This window comes from Sabulibacter ruber (genome assembly GCF_017355955.1).
Classification (GTDB): Bacteria; Bacteroidota; Bacteroidia; order Cytophagales; family Hymenobacteraceae; genus Nibribacter; species Nibribacter ruber_A.
On sequence record NZ_JAFFID010000002.1, the window covers coordinates 97,243 to 123,539 of the forward strand.

Sequence of the window (26,297 nt, forward strand, 5' to 3'; positions counted from 1 at the left end):
CGTATTATTAGATTATTCTCATTCATTCATTGAATAATATTTACCTTCTCTTGAATTAAAATTTTCCGTAGCTACTATTCATATTTCCTCCTACACTCAGCGCCTTAAAATCTCCATAATGATGTATTATATATAACTATTCCAATTTAAAATATTCTTAACTCAGCTCTGCTTCAGGAACTAATGCTATTTATTACTTGTATTGTCACATATACTGAGAATACCCCCTCTCTCATAAAGGTAAATACTACATTCTATCATTTTATTTTATTCTATGGCACAGTTCTACCGTAGCCACATACTATCTTTTGTTTTCTTTATTTTCCTGAGTGCACAGGGGTTTGCAGAGGAATGCGAGGTTTCAATAGCAGCAGTAGGACCTAATGCGCTCTGCCCAGGTGGGCAGGTGGTTCTAGAAGCTTCCTCTACAAACAGCGGCGCCACTTACCAGTGGCAAAAGGATGGAGCTAACCTTGCCGGGCAAACAACCAACCGGTTAACCGTAACCTCTCCGGGCGATTACACTGTCCTGGTCAAAGGCAGTTCGTGCACAGAAAAGGTTTCTTCGCCTTTCTCTGTAGCTACAAGCCAGAATCCGGTGGCAGATTTCACCTTTGCAAACAATGTCTGTTCCGGCAACAGCGTCAAGTTCTCGGGCGCTCCGGCTGGTACAGGCTTCAAATATGAATGGGACTTTGGCGATCCAACCGCCGGGAATAACAACACCAGCACTGCCGCTGAACCTAGCCACACGTTTATCTCAAACGGCACTGGCACCACTAGCTACACGGTTACATTGAAAGTCACCAACGCAGGGGGCTGTACAAGTGAAATCAAAAAGGATATCACCATTATACAGCGGGCAGATCCATCGCTGGAAGACGTGCTGGCTACCCAAAACTTCACCTTACCCTTCACCAACTGTTCCCCTGTTGCCTCCAATTATCTGCTGAAAGTCAGGAATACCTCTTCTACCAAGAGCACCAACAGAGCCTATACCATAGATTGGGGCGATGGAAAAGTGGAGAATTTTCCGGCCTCCTTTGAAGAAGCCGAGCACACGTACACGGGCCAGGGTGCTTTTAACCTCAAATTCATCATTGCGGGGCCAAACGGCTGCACCACCACCAGAAATATACTGGTCTTCAACGGAAGCAATCCCAGCCTTTCGGTAGGTAGCCCCGGAAACACGGTTGGTTGCGCGCCCGTTACTTACACCTTCCCTATCACGGGCGTGGCCAATAACAGCCCCTCTACTACCTACACGTTCCAATTTGATGATGGAACGCCAGCGTACACTTTCACGCAGGACAATGTGCCTTCCAGCCTTTCCCATACGTTCAGAAAGAGTTCGTGCAACAACAACAATAGAGACTCCTTTACTTTAACGGCCATTGCTTCCAACCCCTGTGGTATTACCAATGTATCCGTAAGTTCTATCAACATTGCGGCCACGCCTAAAGCGAAGTTTGAAATAGAGCCCAAAAGCCCGGTTGGATGTCTTAATACACCTTATACCCTCAAAAACACTTCAGACCCCGGGGCCAACATGCTGGGCATTGGCAGATGTAACACCAATGCCAACTACCAATGGGAGATAAGCCCCGCTACCGGCTGGTCACTTACCTCTGGCACGCTTTCCTCGGCTAGTCCGGTTATTCAATTTACGGCCAAAGGAAGCTACAGCATCAAACTCAAAGTAAGCAACAGCTGTAACCAGCATGACACCACACAGGTCTTCACCATCCTTGATGCACCGGCTTCCAGCTTCACAACCAGCCTGAACCCTACTACCGGCTGTACCAACCTGGAGGTAGCCACCAATAACACTTCTGTCGGCGAACAGCTTTCTTACAACTGGACGGTTTCTCCCAACAGCGGCTATACCATCACGTCTGGGTCTCTCGCCAGTAAAGATCCTGTTTTCAACTTTACTGCCGCCGGGACTTACACCCTCACCTTGGAAACTGTAAACCCCTGCGGAACCTCTACCAGTAGTACCCAGGTGAAGGTGAATGCTGCCCCTACCGTTACCTTACCAAGCGCACGGGAATACTGCGAACCACAGGCAATTTCCTTCTCAGCCTCTAATACAGCTCACTTCCCGGTGTACGAGGCCAACTTTGGCACCATCTCAGCCTATAACTGGACCATCACAGGAACACCGGGCGCTACCTTTGTAGCTGGCACCTCTGAGAATTCTCAATACCCCAGCATCAATTTTCCGGGCAAAGGGACGTATCTGGTTACCGTTACCGCCACAAATGAATGCGGCACCTCAACTACCGCCTCGCAGGAAATCACCATCAGAGACCTGCCTTTGCCTCCAACAGTAGCGGGCCTTACCATTTGCGAGGGACAACCCACCACGCTTACTGTAAGCGATGCTGCTGCCGGGTATACTTACCGTTGGTACGCTGCTGCCACGGGAGGAAACCCCTTGTTTACTGGCGAAAGCTTCACTCCGTCCTCGGCCCTAACTACCACTACCACCTTTTATGTGGAAACTGTGAGCGGCTTTAGCTGCGTGAGCGCTACCAAAACCCCTGTCACCGTATCGGTTATCAAAGGGATTACCAATAACAGCATTACGGCACAGGCCCCTACTTCCGTCTGCGAAGGAGAAGCGATCAAAACCATAAATGGATCCCTACCAACTGGCGGAGACGGCGGTCCTTTCCAGTATAAATGGCAGATCAGTACAGATGGGGTAACGTTTACAGATGCTCCGGGCATCAATACGGAGCAGAACTATACGCCAGGCACTATTTCCCGGGACACCTGGTTCCGGAGAACAATTGTATCGCAAAGCTGTCCGGCGCATGAGAGTAACGCGGTGGCCTTCACCTTTAGCCCCACTCCGGCAGCCCCAACTGCCCAGTCCGAAATGGCTATCTGCCAAGGACAGCAGGCAACCCTAGTGGTGAATGCGCAACCGGGTTTCACCTACAGATGGTTTACCGCCAGCACCGGAGGGACCGCAGTAGCTACTGGAGAGTCGTTCAAAACAGCTGTCCTGAGCCGTGACACGGTGTATTATGTGGAGGCGATAAACGGCAACAACTGCGTAAGCGCCACTCGCACTGAGATTCGGGTTAAAGTAGCGCCTGCCATTGCGGATAATACCCTGCTCGGTAGCCAGGACATTTGCACCGGCCAAACCCCAAGCGTACTCACAGGCTCCCAGCCAACGGGAGGAAACGGCACCTTTGCTTATGCCTGGGAGAGCAGCACAACCTCTGGGACCTCCGGCTTTGCCCCTATTCCTAATTCTAACACCAAAGACTACTCGCCGGCGGCCCTTACTACCACTACCTGGTTCCGCCGGGTGGTTAGCTCTGCCGGCTGTGTTACCACCAGCGGAGCCATAGAGATTACGGTACGTCCTGAAATCACCGGCAACACGATTTCTTCTAACCAGACAGTCTGTGTAGGTAGCACCCCTGCGGCTTTCACTGGTTCGCAGCCGGTAGGAGGCAACAACACCTACACTTATCAATGGGAAATCAGCACAACTTCTGCCACTACTGGTTTTAGCCCAATTGCAGGAGCCACCACCAAAGACTATACTCCCACTGAGGCGGTTACTCAGAATACCTGGTACAGACGCGTGGTGGAATCGGGGGCTTGCCAAAGAAGTGAAAGCGCTGCTATGCTGGTGGAGGTACAGCAACCTATTGCCAATAACTCTATCTCCGCAGATCAGACTATTTGTGCAGGAGAATTAACGCAAGTTCTTGCGGGAGCAGACCCTACCGGAGGCAGCGGCTCCTATACCTACGTCTGGGAACAAAGCACCACGTCTGCTACTGCCGGCTTCAGTGCAATTCCGAATGCCGATGCCAGGAATCTGGATCCCAGAACGCTCACTGCCACTACCTGGTTCAGACGTGTTGTTACCGCAGGAGCGTGTGCGCCAAGCGTAAGTAACGTGGTGCAGATCACTGTAAGCCCTGCTCTGGAGAATAACATTATCACGAATAGCCAAACCCAGGCTATCTGTACAGGCTCTACTCCTGCTTTGTTATTAGGCGCGCAGCCTACCGGAGGAGACAACATCTTTACCTACCAGTGGGAGCAAAGCACTGACGGCACCACCTACGCTGATATCTCTGGCGCAACCGAAAAAAACTATGCTCCTACCGCACTTACGCAGGACACCTGGTACAGAAGAAAAGTAATCTCCAGAACCTGTACGTCTACCAGTCCGGCCGTAAAAATAGAGGTACAGCAGCCTATTGCTGACAATACCATCACCGGAGAACAGACCATCTGCGCAGGTTCTGCCGCACAGACCTTGACCGGTTCACAACCTAGTGGAGGCTCCGGCACTTACAGTTACCAATGGGAGTCCAGCACCGATGGTACCACGTTTACTCCAATAGCTAGCGCCACCCAGGAAAACTATGCTCCTGTTGGGCTAACTGAAACTAGTTGGTTTAGAAGAAGGGTGCAAGGCGGCCCCTGCGCACCCAGTTTCAGCAACGTCATCAAGGTTACCGTAACCGCACCTATCACAAACAATACCGTTAGTGCTTCGCAAACTATTTGCAGCAATACAGTTCCTGCAAAACTGACAGGTTCGGTTCCAGCCAGCGGCTCCGGAGCGGTATTTACGTACAGATGGGAAAGCAGCACCACCTCTGCTACGGCCACAGACTTTACGGTGATCTCTGGTGCAGAAGAAATAGACTACGCTCCCGGCAATCTTACGCAAACTACCTGGTTCAGGAGAGTGGTTTCCACTGGAGGCTGTACCAGCGCTTCGGCGGCAATAAAGATCACCGTAGAGCCTTTGCCAGCTTCTCCAGCGGTAGGCGCGCAGGTAATCTGCGAAAACAGCAAAGCAACGTTAGCCGTGACAAGCTCCGGAGCGGGAACCTACCAGTGGTTTGATGTAGAGACCGGCGGAACCGCCCTGGGGCAAGGGGCTGCCTTTACCACCCCGGTTCTCACAGCTACCACAACTTACTACGTTCAGATCACTGATGCCAAAGGTTGTATAAGCCCCCGAACAGCCGTTCAGGTAACCGTAAACCAGAACATAGCCAATAACATCGTTTCTTCAGACCAGGCATTGTGCGCAGGCTCCAGCCCAAGCCTTCTGACGGGCTCTACTCCAACCGGAGGAAGCGGAACCTATACCTACCTTTGGGAAAGAAGTACCCAGGGGCCAACTGCTGGGTTTAGCCCTGCTCCTGGAAACAACACCGGCATGGATTACATGCCTACCAATATTACAGCTCCTACCTGGTTCAGACGAACAGTAACTGCAGGGCCTTGCGCGCCCAACATCAGCGCCGCCGTGCGTATTGCCATCAGTCCTGTTATCACTAATAACCAGATTTCCATTCCGCAGGCTATCTGCGCGGGCAGCCGGCCGGCTCCGTTGACCGGCTCTCAACCACAGGGCGGCGATGGCACGTACACCTATATCTGGGAAAGCAGCACTACAGGCTCTACCAGCGGGTTCACCTCGGCCAGTGGCAACTTTCAGGAGAGAAACTATCAGCCTGCGAACCTTACCCAAACCACCTGGTTCAGAAGAACTGTTTTATCCGGCGGATGCTCCATCACTTCTGCCGTGGTACAGGTAACGGTGGTGCCGCTGGTGAGTAATAATGACATCACCGCTGATCAGACGATCTGCCAGGGCGATATGGCCCAACCGCTTACCGGCTCCTCCCCAACCGGCGGAAGTGGCACCTACACCTACCTATGGGAAAGCAGCACCGATGGCGTGTTGTTTACTCCTGCCCCTGGCGATAATAAAAAGGCTACATATGCTCCCGGAGCAGTTAAAGTCACCACCTGGTACAGACGCTCCGTTACTTCATTCCCTTGTTTTGAAAGCAAGAGCGCACCAATTAAGATCACTGTTATTCCGCCTATCACCAACAACCTCATCAGCGCAGAGCAGGAGATTTGCGCCGGCGTAACTCCAGTCTTATTACGAGGCTCAGTGCCTACCGGAGGTGGCCCTAACGTTACGTATCAGTGGGAAGTTAGCACCGATGGCCCTGCCGGAACCTTCAGCCCGGCTCCGGGTAACAATACGGGCATCAGTTACCAGCCGGCGGCTCTTAGCCAGACTTCATGGTTCAGAAGAGTCATTCTTTCGGCTCCTTGCCAAAACCAGGCAAGTAACGCCATCCGCATCAAAGTGAATCCGCTGCCTGCGCCACCTGCGCTAGTGACGGTCAACCCAAAGGTTTGTCCGGGAGAAAGAACCAATGTGACGGTTACCAACCCAGCCTTTGGGGTGGAATGGTATGATCAGCCGCAGGGAGGTTCCTTTATTTACGGGGGCGTTACCTTCCCAACTCCTGCCCTTACGCAAACCACTACCTATTACGTCCAATCAGTTTCCCGCGAAGGTTGCTTCAGCAGCACCAGAACCCCGGTGAAAGTAGAAGTGGTGCCGCCTGCAGCCAACGCCGGCCCCGATGTGACCATCATTGCCGGACGATCTACTCAGCTGATTGCTACGGGCGGGGTAACCTATGAGTGGTCGCCAGCTACGGGGCTTTCTTCTACCAATACAGCTTCCACCACGGCTACTCCAAAAGAAACCACCACTTACACGGTAACCGTCACCTCCGCGGAAGGCTGCACCTCCAGAGATGAAGTAACCGTGACGGTATTGCCTCAAATCAACATCCCCAATGTGCTCACCATTAACAAAGACGGGATCAATGACGACTGGGAAATCCAGAACATTGAGAATTACCCTAACTGCAGAGTGGAAGTGTTCAACCGTTGGGGCACTAAGCTCTTCTCTTCGCAAGGGTACAAAACCCGGTGGGATGGCACTTACCAGGGCCAGCCTCTGCCAGTTGCCGCCTATTACTACATCATCCACCTAGACAAAGACGAAGAACCTATTTCAGGAAGCATCACCATCATCAAGTAAGGCCATGAATATGAAGAAGAGTTTAGTTTTAGTGAGCCTGACATTGTTTTGGATGGCTTCCTTTTCCGCAGCAGGGCAGCAGATGCCCCAGTTCAGCCAGTACATGACCAACAGCCTGGTGATCAATCCGGCGGTGGTGGGCATAGAGAATTACATGGATGTGCGGTCTTCGTTCCGGAAGCAATGGATAGGAATTGAGGGCGCCCCTACCACTTTCTACACCAGTGCACACGCCTCCATTGGCAAGAATGACCGCAATGCGCAGGGCCGGGGAAAATTTCAGTACCGAACCTCCAAAAGCCATGTGAACCGGAACAACAAATTCCATCGGGTAAATCCGCATCACGGGGTGGGTGCCATGGTGCAGGTAGACCAGGCGGGTTTGCTTAGAACCAGTTCTGTGAACCTGATGTACGCCTTCCATATTCCCTTGACGAAGAGTATCAACCTTTCTACCGGCATCTCGGCCGGGGTGTTGAAGAACAGTTTCAACACCAACAGGGCACGGGCCATTAATCCGTCAGATGCCGCTTTGCTGGGAGACCAGGTGAACCTGACGAAAGCCGATGTAAGCGTTGGCACCTGGCTCTACACGCCCAAAGCTTTTCTGGGGATTTCTGGGGCGCAGTTGCTCAACAGCAAAAGCGACTTCAAAACCCCGCTGGACCTTAGCATATCGGCTCGTTTGATCCCGCACTACTTTGTCACCGCTGGGTACCGCTTTAGCGTGCATGACCTGATGATCACGCCTTCGGTGCTGTACAAAAAGGCAGGCCCAAGCCCCGGAGCCATTGACCTGAATGTGAAAGCCATGTATGATGAGCGGGTTTGGATAGGCGCCTCTTACCGCGACAAAGATGCCGTTTCTTTTCTGTTTGGCCTGTACGTAAGCCATGTGCTAGACTTTGGGTACTCTTATGACCTCACCACCTCGGGGCAAAGTGAGAACAGTGCGGGCTCCCATGAATTCATGGTGGGATTCAAACTAAACAACAAACTTAAGGTCCTCTGCCCGCGCTGGATCTGGTAAGCTGTCTTCCTGCATGGCATAATCGGTACTCACACTACAGTTCACATTCTGGGATAGAACGAAAACATAAAAGGCCAGCTGACTCTTATTCAGAAGTTAGCTGGCCTTTTATGTCTAAGCTTAGTGCTTGCCAGGGAAGCCCGGCACTTCCTTCAACAGCAAAGCAGAACGGCTCACCTGAACCGATTTATTTTAGGCTTGTTTTAAGGAAAATAGGCTTAAATCGCAGGTTGTCCACAGTTTAAAAAGACGAATCTACCTAGCATTTGAGCACCTCTATTTCGGGTTCCGGAAAGGCGACTGCAGGTGCTTCAAGCTCTCCTGCCAGAATCTTGTTTAACCGTGAGAATTGCATTCCTTGAAGCAGGGGCAGAACCTGTGCCTGAGTTTTAGGTCTGATTTCGCTAAAAGAAGCAAAAAACGCTCCTTGATTCTTCTTATTCCCTTTCTGGAAAGGCACTCCTGTAGAAGCTTTTCTTGAGAATGAACCTTATCTACCACCCTACAGACTTCCACAAGCAAGTATATTCTTCAAAATCAGCCAACTACTTTATGTGGCTCCCTTAGGGCCACAGCAAAACAATCTTACTAAATCCCTCAGATATCACATTTTATTTAATAAATTTGTGCAAGCACAGAATCTTGTACTATATCAATTTACCTAAGCATTAAAAAAAGCAGAAAGACATTTAACCGAAATGGAATTCTCTTATTCATTTTGCTTAGAAACTATTTTCCTCTAGGGTTAACATAACATTATGTATAATATAAAATACGCTATATATTTAATAAACTTAATTGGACTAATAGTTCAAGGAGTGATTCTTTAGATTGCCCGGAGGAGTTACATGAAAATACGTTTACTGCTAATTATATTTTCGTTTCTATTTGTATCTGAAGCGATTGCACAAAAATCTCCCGCTTTAAAGTCTTTACAACGGCTGTCTGTAATAGGTGGCGCTGGCGTTAAAAACACGGGCAACAGCAAAATAGCAAAAGGCATTCTCCCGGCTGTTTCCAGGAACTCTGAGGTAAGCTCAGACTTGGACAGAGTGTATGCAGAATTGCAGAAACAACAGCCTACCACCACACTGTCAAGCGAAGCGCTGTCGGGTGGCAAGCTGCAGCCAGGCGTGTACCGGGTGAAAGGGAACGCCCACCTCCGGAAATCCATTGAGCTGTTAGGAAGCAAGCACCCTAACGCCGTTTTTGTATTTCAAATAGACGGCAATCTGCAGGTAGATCCCCACGTGAAGATTGAGTTGCGCCAGGGCGTACGCGCCAAAAATGTTTTCTGGCAAGTAACAGGAAACGTGACCTTGGCACCCGAGAGCGCATTCAAAGGAACAATTCTATCTGAGGGCAACATCACAGCAACCAATACCTCGGTACAGGGAAAACTGCTGAGCAAGAGCGGCAGCGTGACGGTTTCCAAAACCGATGTGACCGAACTGGGCTCAGACAACGTCTCTGATCTGGAGATTAAGCACGTGGTAAGCGAAGGCCCCTTTGGAGTAGGCCTGCTTGTGACGTACACCATCACCCTGAAGAACCTGGGCCCAGACCCCGAAACCAATGTGGTGGTAAACTTTGAAACACCTTCTGGTCTCCTTTACCTAAGCGCCGTTACCTCGCTGGGTTCTTTGTTTGACCCAATCCGGAGAGAGTGGCTCATCCAGAAGTTTCCCAGCGGAGCCTCCGCTACCATGGTAGTGAAAGCCAGCATTCTGAAGACCGAGTTTTCCACCACGGTAGCTACTGTCACCGGAGACGGCACCGACCCTAACATCAAGAACAACTCCTCTGAGCTATCTATCTGCGCCACCCCTTCCAAACTGGACGAGATCAGCGGGAAAACAGCGCTTTGTATCAATACCACCAGCACGTTCACCGTACCGGCAGTTTCAGGAGCCCGCAAATACGCCTGGACCCTTCCTGCCGGCTGGTCTGTTGTGTCTGGAGGCGAATCCAATACCATCACGGTTTCTACCGGAGGCACCGAGACGCAAGGCACCATCTCTGTACGGGCGGTCAATGCCTGCGGCGAAGGCCCGGAAAGCACCCTGCCGGTAAGCACAATTTCCTCCCCGCCGCCCATGCCTTCTACCATTGCCGGTCCTAAGGAAATATGTGCAGGCCAAAGAGAAATCACGTACGCCATCAATCCGGTGGCAGGGGCCATCTCCTACCAGTGGGAGCTGCCTGCTGGCTGGACCGTGGTGCGCGGACAGGGAACCACTTCTGTAACGGTGAACACCGGCACAACAGGCGGCAAAGTGAAAGTGACCGCCGAGAACAGCTGCGGCAAGAGTGCCAGCAGTGAAGTACAGGTGAACATATCGCCCTCGGCCCCTCAAAAGCCCGGGCTAATCTCCGGACCGGAGCAGGTCTGCGCCAACACAGACAGAATCACCTATCAGGTGGCAGCGGTAGCCAACGCCACCAACTACACCTGGACCATACCTGCCGGATGGAGCATCATTAGTGGTCAGGGCACCGCCACTCTGGTGGTGCGTGCTGGCAGTACAGGCGGCCAGGTCAGCGTAAAAGCGGGAAACATTTGCGGAACCAGCCCTGAAACGTCTCTCAGAGCCTCAATCTTCACGGGTGTTCCTACGGTTGGCGCTATCTCTGGCAATACCTCCATCTGTTTCTCAAATGCGGAGCAAACGTACTCCGTGGAAGACACGCCGGGCGTCACCTATACCTGGAGCGTTCCTGCTGATTGGCGCATTCTTTCCGGGCAAGGTTCCCGGCGGCTCAACGTGAAAGTAGGATCTACCGGTGAGGTGAAACTGATTGCTACCAACCCCTGCGGCGAAGGTGCCACGGTGAAGCTAAGAGTATCGGTTAGCACCAACGTGCCAACCATCACCGGAGTAATCTCAGGACCTACCGCCCCATGTTTTTCACAGGAAAACCTTACCTACTCTGTGACTGCAACCAACGGACCAACTGGCTACAACTGGTCGGTGCCCGAAGGATGGGCCATTGTTTCAGGGCAAGGAACCGCTTCTATCACAGTAAAAGCGGGGAAAAACGCTGGTAACATCTCGGTGTCTGCCAACAATGACTGCGGCACCAGCCCTGTCAAGCTTCTGCCAGTAGCACCTGTTACTATTCTGCCCGTAGCCCCGGTTGCCATTTCAGGTGAAACAGCCCCTTGCGTGGGTGGCCAGGCAACCTACACCATCAGCAATCCAGTGGCTGGTCTTTCTTATTCCTGGGTACTACCAGCAGGATGGAGCATTGTCTCTGGCCAGGGTACTGCCAGCGTAACCGTGAAAGCAGGCAACAATGGAGGCCAGGTAAAAGTTACCGCCAGCAATGCGTGCGGTCAGAGCACGGCCACTGAACTAACCGTTAGCCCCACCACCGGAATCCCGGCGTTAACCGCCACTATTCAAGGGCAAGCAGCTGTTTGTGCCAACACAGATCAACTCACCTACAGCATTTCTTCTACCAACGCCGCTTCTTCCTTCACCTGGCAGGTGCCTGCCGGCTGGGTTATCACTTCCGGTCAGGGAACAAACCAAATAACCGTGAAGGCAGGCAGTAACAGCGGAACTATCCAGGTATCAGCGAAGAATGGCTGCGGCCAAAGCACTTCGCGCAGCCTGGCGGTTTCTGTTTCTGGCGCAATTCCGCCAACTCCGGCCAAAATCACAGGTCCCGCAAACCTTTGCGCGAACCAAGGCGAAGTTACCTACTCCATTGCTGCCGTAGCCGGCGCTACCTCCTACACCTGGGCGGTACCAACTGGCTGGACCATTGTACGCGGTCAGGGCACCACTTCCTTGGTGGTACGCGTGGGTGGGTCTACGGCACAAGTAAGCGTAACTGCCTCTAATGCCTGCGGTACCAGCACTGCCTCGGCGCTCAACGTGAACATGTCTGGCTCAGCTCCGGCAGCCATAGGCGCGATAGCTGGTGACAAAGCCTTTTGCGTGTCTACAGCTCCACGCACGTATTCTGTAGCCGAAGTGGAAGGCACTAAAACCTACACCTGGTCGGTACCGGCTGGTTGGAGCATTGTGTCAGGCCAAGGCACCCGAACCATCAGCGTAAAACCAGGCAATACCGGCGGATACGTGAAAGTGGTGGCCGCTAACTACTGCGGAACCCGGGCAGACTCTACCAACATCTCCATTTCTCAACCGTTGTCTGCCACCCCAACGGCAATCAAAGGAGTTACAGCCCCCTGCGTATCTGACGCGGCTCTTACCTACTCAGTTGAGGCCGTTTCAGGAGCAACCCAATACACCTGGTCAGTTCCGGCCGGCTGGGTGATTGTAGGCGGGCAAGGCACCAATTCCATTCAGGTTAAAGCAGGACCAGCCGCAGGAGCTATCACCGTGGCAGCCGCCAATGCCTGTGGCGCCAGCGCCGCTGTTCGGTTAGAGGTGGCCCCAGTTAGCGCCCCTATCTTGCCAGCCGGAATCATTGGCGAAGCAATGCCTTGCGGAGGCGGAACAGAGCAAACCTATACCATCAAGAATCCGGTAGCGGGAGTTTCCTATACCTGGACCCTGCCAACAGGCTGGACCATCGTTTCAGGCCAGAACACCAGTACGTTAATAGTAAAAGTTGGGAATGCCGCCGGAAACCTTACCGTAAAAGCCAGCAATGCTTGTGGAAGCAGCGCAGCGCAGGTATTAGTAGTAGCCCCAACCACCATCACGCCAGCCACTGATCCCATCCAGGGCTCTACTGCTCTTTGCGCTACCACGGTGCAGACGTATTCAGTGGCGGCTTTGGCTGGTGTAACTAGCTACCAGTGGCAAGTACCCACCGGCTGGACCATCGTCAGCGGTCAGGGTAGCCGTGAGATTCAGGTAAGAGTAGGATCAGGATCAGGAGAAATAGCGGTTACAACCCAATATACCTGCGGCACCGGAACCAGAAGAACACTGAGCGTAACGGCAGGATCAAACAACCTGTCTGCCCCTTTGGCCATCACAGGCAACAGCGGAGTTTGTGCGCAGGCGAACCAGATTACGTATTCCGTTCAGCCAGTAGCGGGTGCTACTTCTTATGAGTGGAAAGTGCCAGCGGGATGGACCATTACCTCCGGCCAGGGAACTACTACTATTACTGTTCAGGCGGGTTCTGCCTCTGGTCAGGTGACAGTAGCTTCAAAGAACGCTTGTAGCACCAGCACCGCCACCGCTCTGGCCGTTAGCGTTTCTCCAAGCTCTGCTCCTGTTCTGGGCGCTATTACCGGCCAGACCGGTGCTTGCGGTAATGCTCGCGGCACTTACACCGTGGCGGCTGTAGCCGGGGTGAATATCTACACCTGGATCGTGCCAAACGGCTGGACCATTGAGGCTGGGCAGGGCACTAACACCATCACCGTTGTTTCAGGGAGCACCGGCGGAACCATTAGCGTGACAGGAGTGAACGGATGTGGGCTTAAATCTACTCCAAGTTCTTTACCGGTACAGATTCAAAGCACTTTACTGCTTAAGCCAAACCCTATTGTAGTTGCGGCATCGGCCCTGAAACCTTGCGCAGGACAAAAAGGCCTGGTGTTCCGGATTGATGCTGTAGCCGGGGCCACTTCCTATGCATGGACTTTCCCGGCCGATTGGAAAGTCGAATCGGGTCAGGGCACTACCACTATTACCGTAACTGCCGGAAGTTCTGCGGGGATGGTAAGCGTAGTGGCAAAGAACGCCTGCGGACAGAGCGAGAGCCGCACGGTAGCAGTAACGCCAAGCAACGGGGTTCCGGTGATCAACGGCGACATCAACGGCAATTCCATGGTCTGCGCCAACGGCGGATCAGTGATCTACAGCATTAGTGGAGCCACCGGGGCAGACCAGTATACCTGGACCATCCCTTCTGGCTGGACTTTGGTATCGGGTCAGAACACTACCGCCATCACCGTAATTCCTTCTACTAACAGCGGCACCATCAAAGTAAAAGCTACTAATACCTGCGGAGTAGGAACAGAGAAAAGCCTAAGTGTAATGCCAAGCGCTACCAGTTTACTAAGCCCCACCCATATAGATGGCCCAACCACCTTCTGTGTAACCGGCGAACAGCAAACCTACAGAATCCCTGAAGTGACCGGCGCTTCCTCCTATGTTTGGAATGTGCCAATAGGGTGGGAAATCATCAGTGGGCAAGGCTCTACCAGCATCAAGGTCATTTCTAAAGCGGGCGATGGGGAAATAAGCGTGAGAGCCGCCAACGGGTGCAGCAGCGTAGTGGCTAACTTGCCGGTATCGGTGGCCCCGCCGCTGGAAAAAGCTCTGTCCATCATAGATGAAAGCTCTCCGTGCGTGGGCAACCAGTTCTCAGTGGCCGGTCAGCCGGGCCTCACCTATACTTGGACCATCCTCACCGACGATAAAGATTGGTCTATCGCTTCTGGTCAGGGTACCAGCAGAGTGACCGTGCTTGCTCCCGCTAATGCCTCTCTGTCTCCGGCCAGAATCTCGGTAGTAGCCAGCAACGGAAACTGCTCGGTATCTTCGGGCAGCTTTGACATTACCCCAAGATACCTGGCGCCGGAACTGAATATCCCTAACGTGTTCTCGCCTAACCATGACGGCCAGAACGATCTTTGGGTAGTGCGCAATCTACTGGAATACCCAGAAAATGAACTGGTGGTGTTGAACCGCTGGGGCAGCGAGGTGTACCGCATGAAGAAATACCGCAACAACTGGGATGGCAGCGGCCTGGCCGAGGGTACTTATTATTATGTGTTGCGCGTGCGCCTCTGCGATAACGAGGAGAAAACTTACAAGGGTTACGTAACCGTGATGCGCTAAAACCAAGAGGGATGAAGAGAAGGATACTAGGAGTAATAGCGTTGGCGGCGTGGCTTTGCATGCCCAGGATAAGCCTGGCGCAACAAGACCCGCAGTTCACGCAGTACATGTTCAACGGTCTGTTGCTGAACCCGGCCTACGCCGGCAGCAAGGGATTCACCAGCGTGAGCGGATCACACAGAAGCCAGTGGACCGGGTTGGAGGGTGCCCCCTTGAGCCAGACCTTGAGCCTGGACGGGAACCTGAACCGCAAACTGGCCGGAGGCGTCATCATCACCAATGACCGCCTGGGGGCCCAGCGCTTCACAGAGGTATCGGTGAACTCGGCGGTGCGCATCTCTCTGTCTCATGCCACTAAGCTGGCGGTAGGTATTGCCTTAGGAGTAACCCAGCAGACGCTGGATGGCACCATGCTCAAACCCGATGAACAAAACGATAACGCCATTCCGCAGACCATAGAAAGGGCCGTGAAACCGAGCGCCAAAGTGGGCGCTTACCTGTATAACAACCGGTTTTACACCGGGGTCTCGTTAGGCAACATGGTTTTCTTTCAGGATGGCCTGCCCACAGATCCCAAGCCTCACTTGTTTCTTACCTCGGGCGGTGTGTTTGACATCAGCCGGAAAATGAAATTCAGGCCCAGCATCTTGCTGAAAGAAGATTTCAACGGCCCGGCGGCGCTTGATCTGAACACGTTCCTGTTGTTTAATGAGCAGATCTGGCTGGGTACCTCTTTCCGTACTACCCTCAACATTTTCAACAACCGGTCTTTTGCCACGTCTACCCGCATAGGAAATGCTTTGGCGGTATTGCTGGAGTTGCACCCATCACCGGTGCTGCGGGTGGGGTATTCGTATGATTTCTCCCTGAACCAGCTGCGCAGCTACTCCAGCCACGAGCTTTCTCTGGGATACAACTTCCTGAAAAAGAAATATGGCCGTATGCTAACGCCGCGTTATTTTTGAGGAAGCAACCGCTTAAGCTGTTTTAGGGCCGTTTTGGCAAAAGGACAGCAAAACTGATTTTTTAGCGCACCGCTTGGTGCAAGAACTGGAATTGTGAAGATTATTTACCTTTTACTTGTAGTTTGTCTCACGTATTGCTTTCAGCCGGCCGCCTTGCAGGCACAGGCAAACCAAACCAAGGCAGACAAGCACTACAGTAACTTTGATTACGCGCTCGCGCTGGAAGAGTACCTCAAACTTCTGGACAAAGGCCAGCCTACCTTGCACATCACTGAGCGGATTGCGCACTGCTACCGCCTCATCAATCAGCCCGGGGCGGCTGAGTTCTGGTACCGGCAAACCCTGCTTTTCCCTACCTCGGCTCCTGGCAATCTGTACTATTTTGCCAACGCCTGCCGCCAGAACGGGAAGTACCAGGAAGCCAAGCAAGCCTATCAGCTCTTTGCCCAGCGTGATCCTTCGCGCAGAACCGAGGCGCAGCAACTGGTTCAGGCCTGTGACATGGCCATGAGCTGGATTAATCGCCCTCTGCCGGTGGATGTAACCGTTGACAGCACGCTAAGCTCAAAGTTCTCAGATTTCAGCCCCACGTTTTATAAAGAAAACCTGGTCTTTTCCTCTGACCGGGGCCAGACTTCCAAAAGCAAGAAAGTTTACGGCTGGACCGGCGCACCTTTCCTGCAGCTCTACCAGGCCCAACGGCAAAGCAACAACACCTGGGGCGATATAAAACCGTTGGAGAAAAGCATTAACACCCAGTTCCACAACGCCACGGCCACGTTCTCCCCCAGCTTTGAGGAGATATTCTTCACCCGCACCAAAAGGGTTAAGAAACGCGTGCTGCCCCAGGAACTGGCCGAGGAATTTAACTGGCAACGCTACTCTAAAACCGAGGACTTCATTGACCGGCTGGAGATCTACACGGCCGTTCAGGAAAAAGGAAAGTGGAAAGAAGTGAAGCTGTTCCCGCACAGCAAAGGCGAGTCCTACTCGGTAGGGCACCCGGCGCTCTCGCCAGATGGCACCATTCTGTACTTTGCCTCAGACATGCCCGGCGGCTACGGCCAGACCGATATCTACTACAGCGTGCGGCAAGGGCCCGGAGACTGGTCAGTGCCTATCAATGCCGGCCCCACCATCAACACGCCGGGCAAAGAGGTGTTTCCGGTGGTGCAGCCAGACGGCCGGCTTTTCTTCTCCTCAGACGGGCACCTGGGCATGGGCGGCCTGGACATCTTCTCGGCAACCGGCAACGGTGATGCCTGGGTGGAAGTGAAAAACCTGTACTACCCGTACAACTCGCCAAGGGATGATTTCGGCCTGATTTTCGAAAAGGACAGCAAAAACGGGTTCTTGTCTTCTAACCGGGGCGGCGACGGCAATTCAGATGATATCTACCGGGTAGGTCCGTCTACCACGCCTTGCCAGTTGGCGGGAGCCACGTTTGCGCGGGTGCCCACCCGTACCAAAGGCCGGTTTGTGAAAGTGCCCGTAGAGGCCGTGAATCTGGATGTGACTACCAACGGAGACCCCAACAGCACCTTCCGGATTATTTCCAACGAGGACGGACAGTTCCTGTTCATCGCCAAAGCCAATCAGACGTACACCATCAAAGGCAGCAAAAAAGGTTATCTTACCAAAACCATTCAGGTGGCGCCAGACTGCCGCAAGGTAACAGACACGGTTCACATTGAGATGGTCCTGGACCGCAACATCCAGGACCAGGCCATTGTGCTGGAGAACATCTACTACGACCTGGACAAGCACGACCTTCGGCCCGAGGCCAAGGAAGAACTAAACAAAGTGGTGGACATGCTGCGCGATAACCCCGAGATTAGGATTGAACTCAGCTCCCACACAGACAGCCGCCAGACGTACCGCTACAACCAGATGCTTTCGCAACTGCGGGCGTCTACAGCGGTGCTCTACATTCTTTCCAAAGGCGTGGACTCTAAACGCGTGGTGGCCAAAGGTTACGGCGAAACCCGGCTCCTGAACCGCTGCAAAGATGGCGTACCGTGCTCTGAGGAAGACCACCAGCTCAACCGCCGCACTGAGTTCAAGATCATCAAATAATCACCCGCTTTCCTTTGGAGCCATCCTGATTTTGGGCTGTTTTACTTAAAACAGCCCAAAATCAGGATGGCATTTCTGTTACGGTTGCTTAGTATGGCTCTGCTCAAAGTGGCGAAACGAGTAGTGGAGAGCGCATCAGATTTCCTGACTCAGCATTAGGAGAATTCTATTTGTTTATTCTTCTAAATTATAGGATTTTTATACCCAGCTCTTTACCGTTCGCTTTCTTTGCTAAACCCCACTCTGGATGCAGATAAACATCTTCCGTCTTCTTTGTGCGTTTTTCCTGTGGCTGGCCGGCACGTTACAGGCGCAGGCCCAGATGCAACTCTTAGCTGAGAAAACCCTGAAACGGCAGGTGAACAGCCTGATTGTTGCCGGAGACAGGCACCTGCTCAATGACAACCTGGACTCTGCCCGGTACTACTTCCTGCAGGCCGAAGCACTGTCCCGAAAGAATAATTTCAAGTATGGCCTGGTGCTCTTTACCAGTTATTACATCCACGTACTCAACCGCGAGGGCAAGTATGACGAGGCGCTGAAGCTGAACCTCCGTTCCATTGAACTCTGCAAGGAGATGAAAGACAGTGCCTCCTTGGCCATTGCCTACAATAACGCCGGGCACGAGTACGGCCGCAAAGGTGCCCTGGACTCCTGCGCCACGTATTACCTCAAGGCCATCCATATTGCGGAGGCCATAGACAGCCTCACGTTTGTGCGGCGCTACACCAACAACCTGGCATTTGTCTTTTTAGAGCTGGGAGACGCCAAAAAAGGCCTGCATTACGCTACTTTGAGCCATAAACTGTCGGTGCAACTCCAGGATTCCTTTGGGGTAGCCAGCAGCCTGGTGAACATTGCCTCCGCTGAAAAACACCTCAAGCAGTATGAGAAATCCATCCAGCACAATCTGCAGGTGATTGCGTACGGCAAAGCCCTCAAAGACCCCAGCTATGAACTGGATGCCTATCTCATTCTGGGCGAAGTGGCCATAGACCAGAAGAACTACAACTCGGCTTCGGCTTATTTCCGGAAAGGAGCCCAGATACTGAAAACCTACTCAGACCCAGATTACGCCTTCCGGTTCGATTGGGGCATGGCCCGGGTGCATTTCCTGCTGGGTTCCCCGCAACTGGCGAATACCTACTTAGAGAAAGGCCTGAAGCTGGCGCAATCCATTGGGGCGAGAGCAGAACTCCGGCAGATGTACCACTTGGGAGCCGAGATCAAGGAGGAACTGCGCCAGCCGTACCAGGCCCTGGACTTCCGCAAGAAATACGAGGCCCTCAATGACTCGCTGCAAAGCGCCGAGCACAAGCGCAACATCCATAAGATGGAGATGGAGTACCAGACCTCACAAAAGGAAAAAGCGATTGCCCAGCAGCAGCTTACCATTGCCAACACCAGCCTGGAACTGCAGAAAAAGAACAACCTGATCTACCTTTCGGTGTTTGCGCTGGTGGTGTTGTTGTTCCTCATTGTGCTGCTGTACCAGTTCTACCGCAACCGGCAGAAAGCCGCCGCTGAAAAACTGCTGGCGCTGCAGCAGGTGCAGGAGATTGAAGTGCTGCAGGCGCTCATGCAAGGGGAGGAAAAAGAACGGACGCGCATTGCCAAAGATTTGCATGATGGTGTGGCGGGCATGCTGGCCGCCGTGAAAATGCACGTGGGCAGTCTGTCTCTGCAAGACGAACGGGTTCTTCAGAACATTGGCTACCAGCAGGCAGTCACGTTGCTGGACGAGGCTTCTTACGAGGTAAGAAAAACCGCCCATAACCTCATGCCCGAAATGCTCATGCAACACGGCCTGGACGAAGCTCTGCGCCGGTACTGCCTCAACATCAGCAATGAGAAAACGCTGGTGGTGCAGTATGATTCCTGGGGCGAGATAAAGCGGTACAAAGACAGCTTTGAGCTCTCGGTGTACCGGATTGTGCAGGAACTCATCAACAACATTATCAAGCACTCCAAAGCAGACAAGGCCATTGTTCAGTTGAGTTATCAGCACAACGTGCTTTCGGGCACGGTGGAAGACAACGGCATTGGGTTCAGCCACCAGGAGAAAGGTGATGGCTTAGGCCTGAGCAGCCTGAAGAGTCGGGTAAAAGCCATCAACGGCACCTTGGAAGTAGAAGCCGAGGTCGGCAGTGGCGTGAGTGCCTATCTTGAATTTGAAACCAGCGGGTTAGAAGTAGAAGCATATGAACTCAGTTAAACTGGCTATCATAGATGACCATCAGGTAGTAATCAATGGTTTGGTTTCCATGTTTTCTGCTGCCCCAGAGCTAGACGTTGTCCTGAGCACCACAAACCATCAGGAGTTATTGGAGTATGTCACGCACACCCCGCCAGATGTGCTGCTGATGGACATCCAGATGCCCCAGATCAATGGCATTGACCTCTGCAAACTGGTCTTAAAGAAGAATGCGGGCGTGAAGATCATCGCCTTCAGCAGCTTTGACGATAGCCATTTGGTAAAGCAGGTGATAAGGAACGGTGCCTCGGGCTATGTTCTGAAAAACGCCGATCAACAGACCTTGCTGCAAGCCATTAAAGAAGTGACAAGCGGACAGGAGTACCTTGACGACTCCATCAAAAAGCTATTGCTGCAGGAAAGCCTTACCGGCCAGCGGCGGTCTATGTTTGAGATCCCCCTGACCAAGCGGGAAAAGGAAATCCTGAAGCTGGTAGCCGAGGAACACAGCAACCAGGAAATCGCTGATAAACTCTTCCTGAGTTTGCGCACGGTAGAGACACACAGATTCAACTTAACTCAGAAATTAGGGGCCAAAAACACAGCCGCCCTGGTAAAAGAAGCCATCAAAAGAGGTCTTATTGATTAAACCGCCCGGCAAGCCTGGTCCTGCAAACCCACAGAAAACGGCCCAGACTTGCAGCTTTGCTGGCCTGGCAACTCTTCCTTCATCTCCGGCTGTCTGCTTTGCAGAAGCAACTACGTAGTACTACTTAATTACATTTTCCAGCGTTTTTGCGCAAAAATGCCCGTGCCTGGTAGCCTAAATTTGTCCTATTCAATCACCCCAACAGAACAGGACTAGCTACTATGAAAAAGATCATTCTCCTCAATCGTTTGCCTTCTTAGACTCCCTGAAGTTGGGAGCTCTTTAGCGTGCGCCAGACTTTCAACGGCCCTCAGGATTAGCCACAGGCAAACAACTAATCAGAATTTTACTCTCTACAAAAAGCAATGATTCCAAAAATCAATGACAGGATACCTATGCCTTTCACCGGCCGGTTGTTAGCAAGGTTTTGTCCTGTTTCTGATAAAACGCCCCTAAAACGGACCAATTCACAGGTTTAAAGATTTGTTTTTCCCCTCATCGTTCAACTTTCAACAACCCACTATGTTCCCTTTAAGAAAAATATTCCTGCTCCTTCTTCCTGCCATGTTGTTGTTTTCCGCCTGCGAAGACAAAGAGGACAACGAAGATCCAATGCCTAACACACTAGTGGCGAACGCCGGCCCAGACCAACAGGTGGAGTTTATCAGAACCGTTACCCTGGACGGCAGCGCTTCTGAGGACAGCGAGAACCAACCGCTCACGTATTCCTGGAGTTTCACCAAGAAACCGGCCAACAGCAACGCCGCGCTCACCGGGGCCAATACCGTAGAAGCCACCTTCATGCCAGACCAACCGGGTGAATATGAGGCAGAGTTAACAGTTAGCAACGGCAAGGTGTCGGTTAAAGATAAAGTGCTGGTGACGGTCACCTCATCGGCAATGGTGTTGCAGGACATAGACGTGAAAACCGTGCTGGAAAACCGCATCGCTGATCCAAACCTCCCCGATTACCTGGTGAACGATGACATAGGCGTAAACGCCGAGCTGACCGTTAAACCAGGCGTGGTCATTGCTTTCGCGGAAGATGTCAGCATGTCGGTTAACGGAAACGGCGGGGTGCTGATCGCGAAGGGCGAGGCTACTAACAAGATTAAATTCACTGGTAAAACGGCTCAGAAAGGCTACTGGACCGGCATCATGTTCTACTCTAACAGCAGCCTGAACGAGTTCTCGCACGCCGAGGTAGTGTACGGCGGCAGCGAAGACCTGATGAGTGACGCCAGAGCCAATATTGTAGTAACCGAAGACGCCCGCTTAACCATCAAGAACACCACTATCTCGCAAAGCGGCGGACACGGTCTGTACCTGGCCGAGGGTTCCATCCTGGTGGGGTTTGCCAACAACACCCTAAGCCACAACGCAGAGGCACCGTTGAAATTAGCGGCCAACAATGTGCCGGTGCTGGATGCCGCCAGCGTGTTTACCAGCAGCAACGCAAGAAACGTTATTGAGGTGATGCGCTCTTCCGTGGAGGGTAACAATGAGGTGGTGTGGCCCGCTTTCAATGACAACACCCCGTACCGCTTCCTTGGGTTCATAGGCGTGCATGCCGGCTGGAGGCTCACCCCAGGCATCACCATTGAAGTAGCCGAGGACCAGCAGTTTGATATTGGAGATGGCTACCTTCATGCCGTAGGCACCCCCGAAAAGAAGATCACCTTCACGGGCGTTTCCAAAACAACCGGCTCCTGGAACGGGATCATGATTTACACCAGAAGCGCCTCTAACCGGATGGAGCATGTGCAGATCAGTTATGCCGGCGGTGCCGATATAATCTCCGGTGTGAAGACCAGCGTAGTGGTGAGCCACGGCGGCAGCCTAACCATGAAAAACTCAGTTATCAGCCACAGCGGCGGCTACGGAGTATACCTCAATGGCCGCGATGTGACCTTCAACGCAGATATGGAAACCGCCAATACCTTCACCTCAAATGCCCTGGCTCCTGTGTTTCATAATGTGAGTCATTAAGCAAAAGCTTCTTAAGCAGATCTTCGGGTTCAGTTCTTAGGTAACTGAGCCCGGAGGTCTGTTTTTTAAGTCGGTATGGAAATGAAAGCAGATTTGAATGAAGAATAGCTTTTAGAGTTTCTCTTTCAGCCATATGGATCCAAACCAAAAATGAGTGTAACCAAGGGAGCATTGAACCTCCTGGTGCTTATTATTGAATTTGAGAATAGGTTAGCATAGAGTAGAAATTGATCCTTTGGGTTTCAAGATGCTTAATTCTTTTCTTATAAAAGATCCAGAAGACGTGTCCACTCTATACGATTAGATCCCATGAAAAAGGCCCGACAAACTGCCAGGCCTTTTTCATGAGATCTAGTTATGGATTAGCGTGCAATTACTACTTTCTTGCTAGCAGTGGCATTTGGCGTTCTGTACTGCAGCAGGTACATCCCTTGGGGCAGTGTCTGCACCGGAATGATTCTCTTAAACTCGCCCGCTGGTGCTGAGACGGCAAGTTTGTAAATAACATGCCCTTTCAGGTCGGTCAGTAAAATGGAGACTTCCTCTTTCTTGGTGAGGGTTAATGTTACCGTCAGCTCGTCTTGGGCAGGAGAAGGAAACACTCTCAGGGAAGCCGCTTGCAAATCATCTTCAACCCCAAGGCAGTTGCCTACCGTTAAGGTCTGAGAAGCCGTTGCCGTACAGCCTTGTTCATTGGTGTACGTGTACGTAATGGTGTGGGTGCCTTCACCAGCCTCAGCAGTATGGAACTGGTTGTTGCTTACGCCTGGTCCGCTGTACGTTCCTCCGGTTGGGGCTCCTCCGGTCAGGGTAAACGTTCCTCTGTCTTTGCAAACATTGGTAAACGGCTCCAGCGTCACCACCGGCAGTGCCGAGATTGAAACTACCGTAGGTGCGGAACTAGCCGTACAACCATTCTGGTCGGTGATGGTCACGGTGTAAGATCCCGCCTGGGTTACTTCAATGGACTGGGTAGTCTGTCCGTTACTCCACAGGTAAGAAGAAGCTGGAGACGATGTCAGGGCCACCTTGCCGCCGGGGCAGAAGCTGGTCGGGCCATCGGCCTGAATGGTTGGCGTGGTTGCTTTGTTCACATTTACCGTGACCTGAGCGGTATTGGAACACCCCTTCGCATCGGTAGCGGTAACCGTGAACGTGGTGGTTTCCGTGAGGGTGGCCACCGGTGAAGCGCTGGCTGGGTTATCAAGCCCGATGCTTGGAGACCACAGGTAACTGGTGCCGCCCGTGGCCGACAGAGTTACTGAACCTCCCGCACAAATGGTGGCCACCGAGGCTCTAGCCGTAACAGTTGGCAATGGATTTACCGTCACCTTTACCTGATCGGTCTTCACGCAAGTGCCATTCGGGTTAGTGATAGTGACCGTGTAGGTAGTAGTGGCTGTCGGGTTGGCAATCGGGTTGGCAATGGTAGGATCGCTTAGGCCTGCAGCAGGGCTCCAGTTGTAGGTCAATCCACCCGAGGCTTGCAGTTGGGTGCTGGAACCTTGGCAAATGGCCACATCGGGGCCGGCGTAGGCCGCAGGATTTACGGTCACCCGCACGACATCCGTGGAAGAACATCCGTTTGCCGTTACAGTTAAAGTATATTCAACGGTGATAGGCTCTGCATTGTCTCCGGGATAAGTAAGAGTCGGATTAGCTGCCCTGGCATTGTTTAATCCTATGGCAGGTGACCAGGAATAGGTATACCCCGCCACAGCGGCCGCGCCTAACGTAGTTCCTTGCCTTGAACAAACCACCTTGTCTGGACCAGCATTGGCTACTGGAATTGGGTTCACTTTTACGGTTACCGTTTTGGCCACACTGGCGCATCCGGCCTCAGAATAACCAATCACGGTATAGGTGGTAGTGCCCACAGGAGAAGCGATGGGGTTGGGTGCCGTAGGATCACTTAACCCCGTAGCCGGGCTCCACCGGTAAGTAGCCGCACCGGAGGCTTGCAGTTGCACAGAAGAACCCACGCATACTGCCGGAGCCGCAGGTGTCACTGTGACCACCGGCAATGGATTCACATTCACGAACACCGTATCATTTCGACTACAGCCCTCGGCGTTAGTCACTGTTACAATGTAACGGGTGGTGGCAGTAGGAAAGGCTACTGGATTGGCACTGTTGGGATCACTGAGGTTTGTGGCTGGGCTCCATCTATAGGTAACACCTCCGCTCGCTTTCAATTGGGTACTGCCTCCCGTACAGATGGCCACATCGGGACCAGCATTTGCCAAAACCGCTGGGTTCACTGTTACGGCCACTTCGTCGGTAGAGACACAGCCATTAGAAGTAACTGTTAGCTTGTACACATGGGTGACAGGCTGATTGGTGTTGTTCACCAAGGTAAGGGTAGGTGTCTTCACAGTGGCGCTGGACAATCCAATGGCCGGTTCCCAAAGATAGGTACCGGAAGAAGTAGCCGCTGAGCCCAGTACCTGCGCCTGACCAGAGCAGACTGCTTTGTCAAACCCGGCATTGGCCACGGGCGGATTCTTCACCGTTACGGTCACAGTTTTGGTGCTCACACAGCCAGCAGCCGAAGTTGCGGTGACGGTGTAGATGGTGGTTTGGCTGGGCGAAGCTACCGGAGTAGCGCTGGTAGGATCATCTAACCCGGCAGCAGGGCTCCAGGAATACGAAGCCGCGCCGCTGGCCTGCAACTGCACAGAGGAACCCAAGCAGATAGAAGGAGCGCTGGGGCTGATGGTCAGCGTAGGCAGAGGACTCACTGTTACCACCACTTTATCGGTGCGCACGCAGCCATTCTCATTGGTCACGGTCACGGTATAAGTGGTAGTAGCCGAGGGAGTGGCAATAGGATTAGCAATGGTGGCATCGGTCAAGGACGCGCTGGGCGACCAACTGTACTTCACCCCTCCGGTTGCCTGTAACTGCACAGACTGTCCCGGACAGGTAAGAATGTCTGCCCCGGCATCGGCAAAGGCTGGTTTTATAGTGATTTCTTTGCTGCCCGTGGCGGTGCATCCGTTGGCCTGGATGGTGACCGTGTACGTTCCGGCGGCCGAGGTCTCCACCGCTGGGATTGATACCGATCTGCCCGTAGCTGTAAAGTTGTTAGGCCCTCTCCAGGTATAAGTGGCCCCACTCACATTATTTGCGGTTAAGGTAAGAGTTCCTCCGGCGCAAAGCCCATCATTGGCGGTAATAGCCACCGTGGGCGGAGTACCCATCATCAAATTCTGACCGTTGTCTTCCACTGCCAAACCTGCCGGAGCCTTGGAAGCCACCACCCTGATGCGGTATGCCGTTCCTGCCGCCACACTGGAAGGCAATGTCACCTGAATGGAACCGGAACCTGTCCCCGGGGCAGAAGCCAGTACTCTTGGAGAACTGAAGCTCCCGCTGCCATTGGAGAGCTGAACACTGAAGACATTGTCAGCTGGAAGAACCGCATCTGTGGTAAACGACACCAAAAAGGTGCTTCCCACACAAAAGGGAGAGCCCGTGATGGGTTGCGTTTTAAGGGTTTCTGCAAACGAGGGTAAAGCAGAACCTTTCGCATAAACATCTTTCTTAAAGCCAGATTGGTCTAGGAAAATGCATAAGAAAAGCAGTAGAGTTAACCGCATACAATTGCTTTATAATTTTCTTAATAAGAATATGCCTGATAGCTGTACGGGATATTCAGATCAAAGGTATTATGCCAAGAAAATTATTGCATGAATTTTC

At 52.6% G+C, this 26,297-nt stretch carries 9 protein-coding genes; 8 read left to right on the forward strand and 1 reads right to left on the reverse strand.

Annotation, left to right across the window (positions count from 1 at the left end; all coding sequences use genetic code 11):
* Positions 1 to 406: 406 nt before the first annotated feature.
* From JT719_RS11825 to JT719_RS11860, 8 genes are all read left to right on the forward strand, one after another.
* Positions 407 to 6,913 (forward strand): Ig-like domain-containing protein, encoded by a 6,507-nt coding sequence (locus JT719_RS11825; protein ID WP_207433512.1) that lies wholly within the window; start codon positions 407 to 409, stop codon positions 6,911 to 6,913.
* Between the two features lie 10 nt (positions 6,914 to 6,923).
* On the forward strand, positions 6,924 to 7,943 hold the full coding sequence (locus tag JT719_RS11830) for a PorP/SprF family type IX secretion system membrane protein (protein WP_207433514.1): 1,020 nt from the start codon (positions 6,924 to 6,926) through the stop codon (positions 7,941 to 7,943).
* Positions 7,944 to 8,791: 848 nt separating this feature from the next.
* Positions 8,792 to 14,722 (forward strand): ice-binding family protein, encoded by a 5,931-nt coding sequence (locus JT719_RS11835; RefSeq protein ID WP_207433516.1) that lies wholly within the window; start codon positions 8,792 to 8,794, stop codon positions 14,720 to 14,722.
* Between the two features lie 11 nt (positions 14,723 to 14,733).
* Complete coding sequence (locus JT719_RS11840; protein WP_207433518.1) at positions 14,734 to 15,687, forward strand: PorP/SprF family type IX secretion system membrane protein; 954 nt, start codon at positions 14,734 to 14,736, stop codon at positions 15,685 to 15,687.
* A gap of 93 nt (positions 15,688 to 15,780) precedes the next feature.
* The gene (locus tag JT719_RS25525; RefSeq protein WP_207433520.1) at positions 15,781 to 17,763 is read left to right on the forward strand and encodes an OmpA family protein; all 1,983 of its coding nucleotides are present in this window, start codon (positions 15,781 to 15,783) and stop codon (positions 17,761 to 17,763) included.
* 247 nt (positions 17,764 to 18,010) lie between these two features.
* On the forward strand, positions 18,011 to 19,978 hold the full coding sequence (locus JT719_RS11850) for a tetratricopeptide repeat-containing sensor histidine kinase (protein ID WP_207433522.1): 1,968 nt from the start codon (positions 18,011 to 18,013) through the stop codon (positions 19,976 to 19,978).
* Entirely contained in the window at positions 19,965 to 20,606 is a 642-nt protein-coding gene (locus tag JT719_RS11855; protein ID WP_207433524.1) for a response regulator, read from the forward strand. Before JT719_RS11850 ends, JT719_RS11855 begins: the two co-directional genes overlap by 14 nt.
* Positions 20,607 to 21,128: 522 nt before the next feature.
* Entirely contained in the window at positions 21,129 to 22,595 is a 1,467-nt protein-coding gene (locus JT719_RS11860) for a PKD domain-containing protein (RefSeq protein WP_207433526.1), read from the forward strand.
* Positions 22,596 to 22,957: 362 nt separating this feature from the next.
* On the opposite strand, the gene JT719_RS11865 is transcribed toward JT719_RS11860, so the two are convergent.
* Positions 22,958 to 26,197 carry a T9SS type A sorting domain-containing protein gene (locus JT719_RS11865; RefSeq protein ID WP_207433528.1) on the reverse strand — a complete coding sequence of 1,080 codons (3,240 nt, stop codon included), beginning with the start codon at positions 26,195 to 26,197 and terminating at the stop codon, positions 22,958 to 22,960.
* Between the last annotated feature and the right edge of the window lie 100 nt (positions 26,198 to 26,297).